We start from the raw sequence: 12891 nt of genomic DNA on the forward strand, positions 1-12891 counted from the left end.
CCTATTCCTCCGCTCCAGCCAGCTGCCAACGCTCAAGGCAAATCGGTAGCGTGTAGCCGCGATGCAGCAAGCTGTTCAAAAAGCTTGGGACGTGTTCGCCAAACACATGACGACCGCTACGATTCAGCGCCTGACTGGATGACGTCTGCGCGTGAGCGTCAATTGGATCGGGGCAAAAACTGAACAGCTCCTGCACCTGCAAGCGGCCATTGCTGCTGACCAGTTCGCCGATACTGGTGACACAGCGACTGCCGTCACGAAAGCGCGCCACCTGAACGACAACCTGGATGGCCGAGCCGATCATGTCGCGAATGGCTTCACGAGGTAGACCGACATCCGCCAACAGCGCCAGTGACTCTAGGCGTTTTAGGGCGTCATTCGGGCTATTGGCATGAACAGTGGAAAGGCTGCCGTCGTGCCCCACGTTCATCGCTTGGAGCATTTCAAATACTTCGTGCCCACGCACCTCGCCAACGATGATGCGGTCCGCACGCATGCGCAGTGCGTTGCGTAGCAGTACCCGCAAATCAATCTGGCCACGGCCTTCACTGTTGCCCTGGCGTGCCTCGAGCGTCACCACATGCGGGTGGCGGAGCTGCAGTTCAGCCGACTCTTCAACGGTAATAACCCGCTCGCTGGCTGGGATGTATTGCGAAACGCCGTTAAGCAAGGTGGTCTTGCCCGCTGCAGCGCCACCTGCAATCAGAATATTCAGGCCGGAACTCACCGCCAGCTCTAAAAAAGCCAGCATCTCAACACTCAGCATGCCGCTATCGAGTAGCGCGCTGTCGGAGTTTTGTGCTTCGACAAAACGCCGGATGGAAACCACGGGGCCGCTGGCACACAGCGGTGGAATCAAGGCATGCAGGCGACTGCCGTCAGGTAAGCGCGCATCCACTGCAGGTGAGTTGCTGTCTAGGTGCTTGCCTTGTGCGGCAATCAGTCGGTCAAGAAAGCGCCGCAGGTGCGCTTCATTGTCGAACTCCACAGTCGTTTTGCTCAGCTGCCCATTACGGTCAATCCATACCTCAAACGGACCGTTGATGAGGATGTCGGAGATGCTCGGGTCGACCATCAGCGGAGCCAAAGGTCCCAACCCGCGAACTTCATGCAAAACCTGCTCACTGAGCACCAGCCGGGTTGAGGGGTCTATCGACTGACCGATCTCATCCTCAAAGCGTGTAATCAGACTCGCTATGCGAGCTTGCAGGTCGCTCTCGACCAGCGTCTCTGCCGCATCAGCTTCAAGGGACTCGATCAAGCGCTGGTGTAAAAACTGACGCAGGCGGCGAAGATCGATCCCAGGTATGTCCGGCTCAATAGTCGGCATGAGCTAACCCTCCACAACCGAGCAGTTACTGCCATTCGACAGACTGACCAGCCGTCCTTGTGGTGCCAGAAACTGCGGATTACCGGATAACGCTAAACGGTATTGCTGACAGGCAGCACCTGGACGGCGCTGACGCTCGTAGATCAGCCCGCGGTGATAAGCGGTCCGCCAGCCAGGTGCCCCTACCCGTTCAGACATGGTCAAGGTTTGCAGGGCCGCAGGGTACTGACGATCGAGGTATTGCACCGCAGCCAAGGTTTCATAGAGCTCAGGATGGCGCGGATTTAAGCGAATCTGGCGCTGCAGCAAGGTTCTGGCGAACGCCATATTGCCTTCTTGTAAAGCCACCCGGCTGCGCAAGATGGCGGCTTCTGGACGGGGCTTTTGACCGGACAGCAATTGATCCAGTAGATAACCCGCCTGCTCCTGGTGATTCGTCTGGTAAGCCATCAGAGCCGCCAGCATGGCTACCCGCTCATTATTGGGAAACGCGGCGTAGAGTTGCATGGTCTCGCGCAGCAGCCCGTCACAGTCCACCGGCTCACTCCAGCCTTGGGTAGCCGTCAGGCAGGCCGTTCCGCTATTCAGGCCCGTGCGGTAATGCGCCATGATTTTATTGATTTGTACGTTCGGATCTTCACTGGCTTGGGTACGTTGCTTATCCATGGATCCGCAACCCGTCAGGGTGGCGATGGCCAATACCAGCGGCAGAATATAGGTGCGGTTCATTTTATTATTCCTCTTTACGGGTCATTGGCACGCTGGACTGCAGGGCTTGTTGCGCCAAGTCCAGGGGCGACGGAAAGGCCCACAGGTGGACATCGCCCTGTACTTCACGCACCAGCGTCGGGGTAACCACGATGATCAGTTCACGCTCCTGGCCGCTGTCACTGGAGGCCTCAGCCAAGCGTCCGAAGAAGGGAATCTTATTGACCCCTGGAGTGAAGTCCTCCTGGGTAGATTGCTCACTGGAGACCAAACCGGCGAGGATCAACGGCTGACCATCCTGTAAACGCGTGCTGGTACTGATGCTGCGCGTATTGAAGGCGGTGCTGTTGAGGTTGCTTCCGGTACTGTCGGATATCTGCCGGCTGAGCAGCGTGTCAGGTGCCGAGACAGTCGGGTTCACATCCAGGGTAATGCGATCGTTTTCATCGACCATGGCGCGCACTTTCAACTGCACCCCAAACGACTTGAAGCTGGTGCCACTGAATACGCCTGAGGTGTTGTTACCCACCTCATCACCCGACTTCAATCCTGTGGGTGCGAACGCGGTCGGCACCGGCACTTCACCACCGACACTGAATACCGCCGATTCACCGGCCAACACCATCAAGGTGGGACGCGACAGGGTTTTGGAAATTCCTTCGCGCTCCATCAGTGAAAACAGCAGGTCCAGCGCCATGCGACTGCCGCCGATCTGCAAATTGTTGGTCAGCGAGCCGCCAATCAACTGCAATGCGTTTTCCACCGTGGAGCTGTCAGGCTGTGCTTGATTCAAGCCGCCGAGATTGAACAGCCCATCCGCGCTGTAACCACTGGAAACCAGGCTCAGATCAGGACGCCAGTTGTACAGGCGATTGCGATTAACCTCATGGATCTGCACCGCCACACGCACCTGGGGTAGGTCACGCACTTCGATCACCGAGAGCAGACGACCGTTGGCCATGGACAGTAATTTTGAGCGGCCCACATTGGAGCGCAGATCATTGTTGTGGATATTGCCCGAGCCGCCACTAAGACCACCGCCCAATGAGGCTGATGCCTTGCCTGAACGACGCTGATCGATCAGCCCGCCCGACTCGTCGGCCACAACATCTACACTCGACAAACCGTTATTGCCCTGGCTGCCGATAAACAGCCGAGACGCCACATTAAGAATACGGGTCAGGGTTACTTGGTCGCGTACTTCACCTTCAAGAATCAGGCTGTCGACATAGTCATTGGCCACATCCCCCTGCATGACTCGACGAATCCTTACACCGGCACCACCGAGAGGCGTAATGGCCTGGCCAATCTTTTCTTCCATACTTTGCGGCAGCGTCTCAACCTGAATTAGATTGATCACGGCGACCCGGCTGCCAACATCCAGGCTCTGCGCATCGACACGGAAGGCATCATTGCTATTACCAGCCGAACTGCCACTTTGCGCCGACACCACCATCTGCATGGCTTGTGACAAGTTCTGCGCAGGCGTTGCACCCAGCGCGCCACGGTTGCTCGACTGACGCACGCCTAGGTAATGACGCGCCGCTGCTTCTGCGGCGATCTTGTAATCAATGGTTGGCACCTGACCGCGCAAGACAAGAGCTGGCCGATCAGGCGCTTGCTCAAGCCTTACGCCAGAATGAATGTCACGCAGGGCACTGCGCAGCACGGAAAGATCTTCCGAAACACTGAACAAGTACGTTTCACTGCTGCCATCGGCGTACCAAACAATCAACGTAGTGCGGCCAACATTCTTGGCCAGGATCAACAATTCACGCCCTCCTAGAATTTCTACGCTAAGGGTTTTTTCCTGGCCAATAGCCACGCGCTTAAGCTCTTTGTCGAAAATAAGCCGCGAGTGGGTCCACTGGATCAGATCACGGAAAGAGGATGATTTACGGCCGCTAGCATCCTCTACAAACATCAGCTCGGCATGCACCGGCGCCGGAATCATCAGACCCAAAGCAGCACACCCAAGCGCTGACAACACTGCCATTCGAATACTTTTCATGGGGTCACCTCTGCAGTAACGGGGAGAAGCAGATGTTCAGTCGCGATAGGCTGAGCAGAACGCATGCATGGCGTCCTACCGTCTTTCGCAGCAGCACTGGGTAATTGAGTAAACACTTCAACCCGACGGTTATGCGGTGCAACATCACCAGCCGCGAGCGACTGCAATGGAGAACGCTCGCCATAGCCAAGCGTCTGGATGCGCTGGGCAGACAGCCCTTGCGTCATAAACCAGCGGGCAACAGTAGCGGCACGCTGCTCGGACAATTGCTGGTTATACGCCGCGCTACCGACTGCATCCGTATGGCCAACCACCAGCGAGTTAGAACGTTGCGGCTGATTCAACAACGTCTGGGCAACGGAACGTAAACGCTGTTGCTGGGCAACTGGCAGCTGAGTTAGATCACGATCAAACGGACTGATACGTGCAACCAGGCGATAGTGTTCGCCGTTTAAGCAGTAGTCCGCAGACTGCAGCGCGAGCGTATTGGCTTGGTTAAACGGCCAGTAAGCCGGGTGGTGAATAGCCTCAGGATCACGATCTAAGGCATATGCCATGTGCGTTGCGGGTGCATGACTGTTCAGCGAAAAGCGCGGAACATCCTGAGTCGAAACGAATGCGCTTTCCTGTCCAGCACAACCAGCAAGCAAGGTGCCGGTTAGCAAACTAAGCATTCTCATGATGGAACCTCTCTGAAGGTAGCGGCACGAGGACCGTCCTCTTGCCATTCCGTCAACGTTCCTCAGGCAAACGTACTAAAGCCAAAATGACGGGTTTGATATACCTATTGCACAGCCCGTACCAACCTCTTTAATTAATTTTTTACCTATAAAAACAAACGCTTAGAAAGAAGGCGCAACATGCACAGCAAATCAAAACGCAAACAGCATGGCTGTGCTTCGCAAAATGCAAAGCAGAGTGCAAAACCTTAAGCAGCAATTCTGAGCGAGCCGAACACGCGATTAGATTTATTACGACAGCTATTCGCCAGGCAGATATCTACCTGGCGAATAGCTAATTGGGGGCGATAGGGAAAGTGTCATCCGCAGCCAATGGCGAGTAGACACACACGGCAGCGTCTGACTGATGCCTACCTAAACAAACGCGCTAGCTGCGCGCAGAAAACGCATCACCACTCGCTCATATAGATGCGTCATACGATGCTTTAGGAAGATTTAGCAATACGCACTTAAAAGGACTGTTCATGCCCAATTGCTTTAGAGCGCCAAATAGTCACTAACTATGCAATCAGCGCAACATTACCGACTGACAAATACAGTAGAAGGTTTTTTAGCAGGAGAGGCTTACAACTGCACAAGAGCATATATCCGTCACATGTAACGAATATCCACGCAACGATCTTATAGATGGACTGAGTTGCCATGAATATGCTTATACATGCAAACATAAAAACTTATTAACCAAAACGCCAAGCTGGCGTGACTCATCACACCAGCGTTATTCTTTTGATAAATCACAATTTTATGGTAACCGTGCTGCGCTTCAAACCTGACAGAAGTTCAACTTGTCGGTGAGTGGGCTCGGGCTCAATCGAATGACGTTCACCGTCGATATCCAATATTGAGCTGTGCAAGACGATACTGACTCGTTCATTCCTGCCCACATGAGCCAGCGGGTACACCTCTTCAGGGTCAATTGCGATAACCAGTGATGTCCGCTCCGCCGCTTGATCACGCGCCAACGGTGGCAGCGCCAGACCGCTTAAACCAGCGGCTGCTGTGGGCTTAGCCGAGGGTTTAGCCAACGCACCAATCAATGTTGCGTCGCGCGCAACGGTACGTACACCGCCTTTGCCAGTAACCAGCACATCAAATCGATCGCCATTGCGCAGCTGGCTGAAGGGAATGGAACCTTTGTTGGGGGCAAATGTGTAGAGCACTTTGTTATCGGGTATCTGCTGTGCCAGCCACGTTTTGACAGGCGTGCGCAGTTCAGCAGGTTGGATCGGCTGCCCATCTTTCTTGCTTTGCGCAAGCTGCTTGCCTAGTAATAACCGCTGATTGGATACGCCTAACTCATCGTTATCGATACGCACCTTGCGCAGTATCTCAGGTCGAATCAGCGTGCCAACAGGCCAATTGCCATTGATGCCCCACACTTCGTGAGTGGTATGTCGCTCGACCTGACGCACACCCAATACACTGACCAATACTCCTGACACCAGAAAGGTGGCCATTGCGGCAGTAGTACTTCCAGAATACTTGCGTTTCATAGCGTACTCCTTTGCTCTCTTGGCTTAAAACACCAACCTGGAGCCAGCCCAGCAGCATGGCCGGGCCTAGCCCACTTATGGTCCTGCCTTGTTAAGGCGTGGTGATGGTGCCGGCATTAGAAGAAGAGCTAGCGCCCAGACTCGCTGCGGTTACACCACCTTCAAGTGGAGTAGCGGCGACAAAGGAAAACTCAACATCATCACCAGCACTCGCATCAGTCGCATCGCCAAACACTGAGCCCTCAATAGCAGCAGTGTTCTCACCATTGACGATGCCATTGAAGGCATAAGTTTGATCGAGATGGCCAATCGCTTCGGCAACATCCTCCATCTCGGCAGTAACCGCATCGCGCATGGTCACCATACCGGCCATCAAACCAATAACCATAACGGTGGTAATCAATACCAACTCGCTGGTCATCACAAAACCGCCTTGCTTCTTGCTAGTGAGTGCCTTGTTCATTGTTTTCATGGTTAACACCTCAGAGGTCTGTGTTTAGCATTTCAGAACAGCGAGATTAGTCCCGCTTGTCAATGCACCTTCAAGGGCCGTGCCAAAAACAAAAACCACATTAAAAACAATCACTTAATTAATTACCGAATATTTAAATTGTGAAAACCATCTCGCTTTTCCTTTTTGCCTTGCATTATGCAAGGCAATCTAATAACGCGATTCAAACTTTTGAATCGCACCGAGTTTCGTTAGCGCAGATGAGTAATGGCGAGATATATGCCTGGGATAATCGGCTTAATTATTAGTTCTTCGTTTCAACTATGGGCGTTTTTGTGCTGAAGATGATTCGCCTAGCGCTAAGAAGGCGATCAGCTGGAATCTCTAGGGCGATGCGCTGACCAATACATCTCCCCAGTGGCTTAAGAATGCTATTGACCAAGCTGGAAGAGAAGAAGTCGAGTCGCAAGCCCTACCCTATGTCATGGGAAGAGCAGTCGATTCTGTTTGCTGAGCTGCCGGCGCACCTGCACACCATGGCCCTGTTCAAGGTGAACACCGGGTGTCGTGAGCAGGAGGTGTGCAAGCTGCGCTGGGACTGGGAGATTACCGTTCCTGAGTTGGGCACTAGCGTGTTCTTGATTCCTGCCGACTTTGGCGGGCGTCATGAGAACTCAGGCGTAAAGAACGGTGACGAGCGGCTGGTTGTGCTGAACAACGTGGCTAAGTCGATCATCGACCAGCAGCGCGGTATCAGTAGGGAGTGGGTATTTCCGTACAACGGCACGGCCATGCACAGGATGAATGACTCGGCGTGGAAGAAAGCGCGGGTGAGAGCAGCGAAACTCTGGCAGGAGAAAAACCTACGCCCCGCTCACCCTGGTTATCTTTCGGTAAGAATCCACGACCTCAAGCATACATTCGGCAGACGCTTACGCGCAGCAGGTGTAACAGAGGAAGATCGCAAGGCCTTACTCGGCCACAAGAACGGCAGCATCACCAGTCATTACTCAGGCGCAGAGCTTGGGCATCTGATTGAAGCTGCGAACATGGTATCGGCAACCGACTCGCGCGGGCCAGTGCTGACGATTTTGAAGAGAAAACAAGCGTGAGCCTAGGAGAAGTCACGCAAAAGTCACGCGCATGAAAAAGTCCAATGCACGAACATTGGCCTAAGTCATTGAATTATATGGTCGGGACGGAGTGATTCGAACACTCGACCCCTAGCACCCCATGCTAGTGCGCTACCGGACTGCGCTACGCCCCGACTAGGCGTCAAACCTGCTATTTTCGGAACCCCGAAAACGTCGCGAACTATACATTAAGCTTCTGAAATATGGAAACTTTTTGAATAACGCGACTATTTCTTGAGAACCAGCAAGACATCCTCAAGCTCAGTAATCATTTGCTTGATCAGCTGTTTATATTGCGTGCTGTCGTCTTTCGCTTCATCACCAGAGAGGCGCTGCCGCGCCCCGCCAATGGTAAAGCCTTGGTCGTACAAAAGAGCTCGGATCTGCCGAATCATCAACACATCCTGTCGCTGGTAATACCGTCGATTACCACGCCGCTTAACTGGATTGAGCTGAGGAAACTCCTGCTCCCAGTAGCGCAGTACGTGCGGTTTTACGGCGCACAGCTCACTCACCTCACCAATGGTGAAGTAACGTTTGCCGGGTATAACGGGCAGTTCGTCGTTATGACTTGGTTCCAGCATACGCTTCAACCCTGGCTTTGAGCTTCTGGCCTGGACGGAAAGTTACGACACGGCGAGCCGTGATCGGAATTTCCTCTCCTGTTTTTGGATTGCGACCGGGGCGCTGACGCTTATCGCGCAGATCAAAATTACCGAACCCCGAGAGCTTGACCTGTTCGTTGAGCTCCAGCGCTTGGCGGATCTCCTCAAAGAACAGCTCCACCAACTCCTTGGCTTCCCGTTTATTCAGGCCCAGCTCTTCATACAGACGTTCCGCCATCTCAGCTTTCGTCAGAGCCCCCATACGCTACTTCCTTAACGTGGCGTTGAACCTTTGTTCCAGGGAGGTGAGAATTTTTTGCGTTGTGACACTCACCTCATCGTCATTAAGAGTGCGCGATGGATGCTGCCAGGTCAAGCCGACGGCAAGGCTTTTTCTATCAGGATCAATACCTTTACCGTGATACACGTCAAATAGCTTGAGGTCAGTCAACCACTCACCTGCCCCCTCACGAATAACACTGAGCAATTCCTCTGCTGGCACATCACGTCCCACCAAGATAGCCAAGTCACGTCGCACTTCAGGAAACTTCGAAAGTTCCTGAAACTTAGGCATAAGCCCTTGAGTGACCTCACTCAGCAGCAACTCGAACATGAACACGGACTGATCCAGACCGAGCGACTTCGATAACTCGGGATGCATAGCCCCGAGGAAACCGACCAGCCGCCCTTCACGCTCGATTCGCGCAGCCTGCCCTGGATGCAACGCTGGATGCTCACCCGCGACAAAGGTAAAACTCGCGCCATCACCAGCGCTGGCCAACAGCGCCTCGACATCAGCTTTCAGATCATAGAAGTCGACATTTTCGCGGCCGTGCGCCCAGCCTTCAGGCAAGCGGCTGCCACAGATAACACCTGCCAGCATCGGCTCTTGCTGCAAACCTTCAAGCTGACCGACAAAGCGCAGACCGCTTTCAAACAGGCGCACGCGTGGCTGCTGACGATTAAGGTTGTGCTCAAGCGCTTTCACCAAGCCCGGCCACAGCGAAGAACGCATGGCGGCCATGTCCGCGGAAATCGGATTGGCCAGCATCAATGGCGCAACACCGGGATTGAATAGCTCGAACAGTTTTGGATCGATAAAGCTGTAGGTGATTGCCTCATGATAACCGCGAGCTACCAACAAACGGCGCAGCGCAGGCAGGTCAACTGCGGCTTCGGCCTTCGCCTGCGGTGCCAAACGCGCCTGCGGATAGCGCACGGGCAAGCGGTTATAACCGTACAAGCGCGCGAGCTCTTCAATCAGATCGACTTCCAAACTGATATCGAAGCGATGACTTGGCACGCTAACCTGCCACTGACTATCACCGGCGGCGGAAATACCCAACCCCAAGGCAGTCAGTAGACGGACGATTTCCGCATCATCCATTTTCAGGCCGAGCATCTGCTCGACGCGCTCGGCCCGCAGTGTGACCGGAGCAACATTTGGCAACTGCTCTTGGCTGACGACCTCGATAATCGGCCCGGCTTCGCCACCAACGATCTCAATCAGCAGTGCAGTCGCACGCTCCATGGCCTCACGCGCCAATTGCCAATCTACGCCACGCTCAAAACGATGCGAAGCATCAGTATGTAAACCGTAGGAACGCGCCTTACCTGCAATCGCAATGGTGTCGAAGAAGGCGCTCTCAAGGAATAGATCGCGAGTATTGGCACTAACGCCGCTATGCTCACCACCCATAACACCGGCAATAGCCAGAGCACGTTGATGGTCAGCAATGACCAAGGTATCAGCGCGCAGACTGACTTCCTGGCCATCGAGTAGAACCAGCTTCTCGCTCTCTTCAGCCATACGCACGCGAATACCGCCATTGATCTCGGCAAGATCGAAAGCATGCATTGGCTGGCCCAGCTCAAGCATCACATAGTTGGTGATATCGACAACCGCATCAATACTGCGCACATCTGCTCGACGCAAGCGCTCGACCATCCACAGCGGTGTTGGCTGGGAAAGATCGACATTACGCAACACACGACCGAGGTAACGTGGGCAGGCCTGCGGGGCAACAACCTCAACCGGGTACACGTCGTCACGACTCGCGGGTACAACCGAAATTTCAGGGCGAGTGACCGGAGCGTCGTAGAGGGCACCGACTTCCCGGGCCAAGCCGGCCAGGGACAGGCAGTCACCCCGATTAGGCGTCAAGTCAACTTCGATGCTGGCATCGTCGAGATCCAAATAGACGCGAATATTCTGACCTACCGGTGCATCTGTAGGCAGCTCCATCAGGCCATCGTTATCTTCACTAATCTGCAACTCGGAAGCCGAGCAAAGCATGCCATTGGACTCAACACCACGCAGCTTAGCTTTCTTGATTTTGAAGTCGCCGGGTAATTCGGCACCGATCATGGCGAACGGAATTTTCAGGCCGGGGCGCACGTTGGGTGCGCCACAGACCACCTGAAAGGTCTCCGCACCACTGCTAACTTGGCACACACGCAACTTGTCGGCATCGGGATGCTGCTCGGTGCTCAAGACCTCACCCACGACCACGCCGCTGAACACACCGGCAGCCAACGACACGCTGTCTACTTCAAGGCCAGCCATGGATAGACGCGCAACCAAATCATCACGGGAAACCTGCGGGTTTACCCAGCTGCGCAGCCACTTTTCACTGAATTTCATACTGTCTGTTCTCCTGAACCAATTCGATTACGCAATACGAGGGCACTAGCGAAATTGCGCCAGAAACCGCAGGTCGTTATCGAAGAACAGTCGTAAATCGTTGACGCCGTAGCGCAGCATGGCCAAACGCTCAACACCCATACCAAAGGCAAAACCGGAGTATTTTTCCGGGTCAATGCCCGACATGCGCAGCACATTCGGATGCACCATGCCGCAACCCATGACTTCCAGCCAGCCGGTCTGCTTGCACACGCGGCAGCCCTTACCGCTGCACATCACGCATTGCATATCGACTTCGGCCGACGGCTCGGTGAACGGGAAGAAGGATGGACGAAAACGCACACCCAGGGGCTTTTCGAAGAACACTCGCAGAAACTCTTCGATGGTGCCTTTGAGATCGGCAAAGCTCACGCCCTCATCGACCAGCAGACCTTCGACCTGGTGGAACATCGGCGAGTGAGTGATATCGGAATCACAGCGGTATACGCGACCGGGACACACAATGCGGATCGGCGGCTGCTGGGATTCCATGGTGCGCACCTGTACCGGCGAGGTGTGGGTGCGCAGCAACATGTTTGCATTGAAATAAAAGGTGTCGTGCATCGCCCGCGCAGGGTGATGACCCGGAATATTGAGCGCTTCAAAGTTATGGTAATCGTTCTCGACCTCGGGGCCTTCGGCAATGCCGTAGCCTATCCGAGTAAAAAACTGCTCTACACGCTCGAGCGTACGAGTTACCGGATGCAGCCCACCTGACACCTGCCCACGCCCAGGCAGAGTGACATCAATTTTTTCGGCGGCGAGCTTGGCGCTCAGCGCAGCTTGTTCCAATGTTTCTTTACGGCTATTCAGAGCATCCTGAACTTTATCTTTGGCGGCATTGATCAGCGCACCCGCTTGCGGACGCTCTTCTGCCGACAGATTACCCAGGGTCTTCATCACCTGAGTTAATTCGCCTTTCTTGCCCAGATAGTGAACCCGCAATTGCTCAAGGGCATTCACATCGTCGGTGTGGCTAACAGCCTCAAGCGCTTGCGAGACCAGCACATCCAGATTTTCCATTTACAGACTCCAGATACGAAATAGGGGAAGAGCTTGAAGGCTCTTCCCCTATTGGTGACGTTTAGCACCGGGCGAGCCCGGTGATTGTCGGGGACTTAAGCCAGTACGGCTTTCGCTTTCTCGACAATCGCAGCAAACGCCGCTTTTTCGTTCACTGCCAGATCAGCCAGTACCTTACGGTCGATCTCAATGGACGCTTTTTTCAGGCCAGCAATGAAACGGCTGTAAGACAGACCGTTAACACGTGCACCAGCGTTGATACGAGCGATCCACAGAGCGCGGAACTGACGTTTTTTCTGACGACGGTCACGGTAGGCGTATTGGCCTGCCTTGATCACCGCTTGCTTGGCAACGCGGAATACGCGTGAGCGTGCGCCGTAGTAGCCTTTAGCGAGTTTCAGAATTTTTTTGTGACGCTTGCGAGCGATAACGCCGCGCTTAACACGAGCCATGAGTAATTTCCTCTATCTTGACCGATTAACGAACGCGCAGCATGCGCGCCACTTTTGCTACGTCAGACGGGTGCACCATGGAGCTGCCCCGCAGTTGACGCTTACGCTTAGTGGACATCTTGGTCAGGATGTGGCTCTTGAAAGCGTGCTTGTGCTTGAAGCCGTTAGCGGTTTTCAAAAAACGCTTGGCTGCACCACTCTTAGTTTTCATCTTTGGCATGTTCGGATACTCCGCATTCAGTTGATAAACATAACCGCAAGG

Annotated in this window: 12 protein-coding genes, 1 tRNA gene and 1 pseudogene; 1 reads left to right on the top strand and 13 read right to left on the bottom strand. The window is 54.2% G+C overall.

Going from position 1 to position 12891, the window contains the following annotated elements; genetic code table 11:
- Position 1: 1 nt before the first annotated feature.
- The 6 genes from Q0V31_RS17515 to Q0V31_RS17540 form a co-directional block, all read right to left on the bottom strand.
- Positions 2-1330, bottom strand: a complete 1329-nt coding sequence (locus Q0V31_RS17515) for a CpaF family protein (RefSeq protein WP_298189890.1) — start codon at positions 1328-1330, stop codon at positions 2-4.
- 3 nt (positions 1331-1333) lie between these two features.
- Positions 1334-2059 carry a hypothetical protein gene (locus Q0V31_RS17520; RefSeq protein WP_298189893.1) on the bottom strand — a complete coding sequence of 242 codons (726 nt, stop codon included), beginning with the start codon at positions 2057-2059 and terminating at the stop codon, positions 1334-1336.
- 4 nt (positions 2060-2063) lie between these two features.
- Positions 2064-4049, bottom strand: coding sequence for a pilus assembly protein N-terminal domain-containing protein (locus Q0V31_RS17525; protein ID WP_298189896.1), 1986 nt, complete (start codon positions 4047-4049; stop codon positions 2064-2066).
- Positions 4046-4729, bottom strand: coding sequence for an OmpA family protein (locus tag Q0V31_RS17530; RefSeq protein ID WP_298189898.1), 684 nt, complete (start codon positions 4727-4729; stop codon positions 4046-4048). The genes Q0V31_RS17525 and Q0V31_RS17530 overlap by 4 nt, the downstream gene beginning before the upstream one ends.
- A gap of 794 nt (positions 4730-5523) precedes the next feature.
- Positions 5524-6282, bottom strand: coding sequence for a hypothetical protein (locus Q0V31_RS17535; protein ID WP_298189901.1), 759 nt, complete (start codon positions 6280-6282; stop codon positions 5524-5526).
- Between the two features lie 91 nt (positions 6283-6373).
- On the bottom strand, positions 6374-6754 hold the full coding sequence (locus Q0V31_RS17540; protein WP_298189903.1) for a hypothetical protein: 381 nt from the start codon (positions 6752-6754) through the stop codon (positions 6374-6376).
- A 410-nt stretch (positions 6755-7164) separates the two neighbouring features.
- Here Q0V31_RS17540 and Q0V31_RS17545 point away from each other — a divergent pair.
- Positions 7165-7845: pseudogene (locus Q0V31_RS17545) on the top strand (tyrosine-type recombinase/integrase); the annotation flags it as partial.
- A 78-nt stretch (positions 7846-7923) separates the two neighbouring features.
- Here Q0V31_RS17545 and Q0V31_RS17550 read toward each other — a convergent pair.
- The 7 genes from Q0V31_RS17550 to rpmI all read right to left on the bottom strand — a co-directional run bounded on the left by Q0V31_RS17550 (position 7924) and on the right by rpmI (position 12849).
- Positions 7924-8000: transfer RNA gene (locus Q0V31_RS17550), tRNA-Pro, on the bottom strand.
- Positions 8001-8093: 93 nt separating this feature from the next.
- On the bottom strand, positions 8094-8450 hold the full coding sequence (locus Q0V31_RS17555) for a MerR family transcriptional regulator (protein WP_136665876.1): 357 nt from the start codon (positions 8448-8450) through the stop codon (positions 8094-8096).
- Positions 8431-8733 carry an integration host factor subunit alpha gene (ihfA, locus tag Q0V31_RS17560; RefSeq protein WP_003243414.1) on the bottom strand — a complete coding sequence of 101 codons (303 nt, stop codon included), beginning with the start codon at positions 8731-8733 and terminating at the stop codon, positions 8431-8433. The genes Q0V31_RS17555 and ihfA overlap by 20 nt, the downstream gene beginning before the upstream one ends.
- A gap of 3 nt (positions 8734-8736) precedes the next feature.
- Positions 8737-11115, bottom strand: a complete 2379-nt coding sequence (gene pheT, locus Q0V31_RS17565; RefSeq protein ID WP_298189911.1) for a phenylalanine--tRNA ligase subunit beta — start codon at positions 11113-11115, stop codon at positions 8737-8739.
- A gap of 45 nt (positions 11116-11160) precedes the next feature.
- Positions 11161-12177: a phenylalanine--tRNA ligase subunit alpha gene (gene pheS / locus Q0V31_RS17570; protein ID WP_298189914.1), complete on the bottom strand. Its 1017-nt coding sequence runs from the start codon at positions 12175-12177 to the stop codon at positions 11161-11163.
- Positions 12178-12272: 95 nt separating this feature from the next.
- Positions 12273-12629: a 50S ribosomal protein L20 gene (gene rplT, locus Q0V31_RS17575; protein ID WP_040069108.1), complete on the bottom strand. Its 357-nt coding sequence runs from the start codon at positions 12627-12629 to the stop codon at positions 12273-12275.
- Positions 12630-12654: 25 nt separating this feature from the next.
- Positions 12655-12849: a 50S ribosomal protein L35 gene (gene rpmI, locus Q0V31_RS17580; protein WP_136665879.1), complete on the bottom strand. Its 195-nt coding sequence runs from the start codon at positions 12847-12849 to the stop codon at positions 12655-12657.
- Positions 12850-12891 lie beyond the last annotated feature (42 nt).

The organism is uncultured Pseudomonas sp., from assembly GCF_943846705.1.
Classification (GTDB): Bacteria; Pseudomonadota; Gammaproteobacteria; order Pseudomonadales; family Pseudomonadaceae; genus Aquipseudomonas.

Excerpts from the sequence above, each read along its gene's own strand:
- Q0V31_RS17520 (WP_298189893.1), bottom strand. The coding sequence starts at position 2,059 with ATGAACCGCACCTATATTCTGCCGCTGGTATTGGCCATCGCCACCCTG.
- Q0V31_RS17535 (WP_298189901.1), bottom strand. The coding sequence starts at position 6,282 with ATGAAACGCAAGTATTCTGGAAGTACTACTGCCGCAATGGCCACCTTT.
- pheT (WP_298189911.1), bottom strand. The coding sequence starts at position 11,115 with ATGAAATTCAGTGAAAAGTGGCTGCGCAGCTGGGTAAACCCGCAGGTT.
- pheS (WP_298189914.1), bottom strand. The coding sequence starts at position 12,177 with ATGGAAAATCTGGATGTGCTGGTCTCGCAAGCGCTTGAGGCTGTTAGC.
- Q0V31_RS17540 (WP_298189903.1), bottom strand. The coding sequence starts at position 6,754 with ATGAAAACAATGAACAAGGCACTCACTAGCAAGAAGCAAGGCGGTTTT.
- Q0V31_RS17515 (WP_298189890.1), bottom strand. The coding sequence starts at position 1,330 with ATGCCGACTATTGAGCCGGACATACCTGGGATCGATCTTCGCCGCCTG.
- Q0V31_RS17530 (WP_298189898.1), bottom strand. The coding sequence starts at position 4,729 with ATGAGAATGCTTAGTTTGCTAACCGGCACCTTGCTTGCTGGTTGTGCT.
- rpmI (WP_136665879.1), bottom strand. The coding sequence starts at position 12,849 with ATGCCAAAGATGAAAACTAAGAGTGGTGCAGCCAAGCGTTTTTTGAAA.
- Q0V31_RS17525 (WP_298189896.1), bottom strand. The coding sequence starts at position 4,049 with ATGAAAAGTATTCGAATGGCAGTGTTGTCAGCGCTTGGGTGTGCTGCT.
- ihfA (WP_003243414.1), bottom strand. The coding sequence starts at position 8,733 with ATGGGGGCTCTGACGAAAGCTGAGATGGCGGAACGTCTGTATGAAGAG.
- rplT (WP_040069108.1), bottom strand. The coding sequence starts at position 12,629 with ATGGCTCGTGTTAAGCGCGGCGTTATCGCTCGCAAGCGTCACAAAAAA.
- Q0V31_RS17555 (WP_136665876.1), bottom strand. The coding sequence starts at position 8,450 with ATGCTGGAACCAAGTCATAACGACGAACTGCCCGTTATACCCGGCAAA.